The following is a 410-nucleotide window of genomic DNA, read 5'->3' as shown; positions in this document are numbered from 1 at the left end:
ATGGTTCACTCGACTATCAATCACCCGTCGATTACAAAGCCTTACACCTTTAAAAATTTGTCCAGTTTTGTGTTGACATTCCAGATAAGTCCCCAGTGGGACAGAGTAACGGTTTGACTTGTACCGGATCGTATTGTCCTTACTAACACTTCTTGTTATACTTTGGTTATGGGTACTTTCATATGAAAGTAACGAAGAGACTGGCTGTAAGTGTTGCTTTTCGAGGAGAAACACTTCTGCTGGTCTTTTTTTCGTTGTCTGGTGAACCTGGTGGTTTCCCGTACGCTTGAGCCATTGCCTTGCCCGTTCATTCCAATCTTCTATATCTCTAAACACACGACTGTCAGCGAAGTTGCCTTTTATGTATTTCACTACATTTTCAATCATCCCTTTAGATTCTGGATCCGCTC

General features: G+C 42.0%; 1 pseudogene. It reads right to left on the bottom strand.

What is annotated here, in order from left to right:
• Nucleotides 1–410: pseudogene (locus CHH91_RS17915) on the bottom strand (IS21 family transposase); the annotation flags it as partial.

It is taken from the genome of Virgibacillus sp. 7505, from assembly GCF_002272135.1.
In the GTDB taxonomy this organism is placed as follows: domain Bacteria; phylum Bacillota; class Bacilli; order Bacillales; family Amphibacillaceae; genus Terribacillus.
This window is presented reverse-complemented; position numbering and strand designations above follow the sequence as displayed.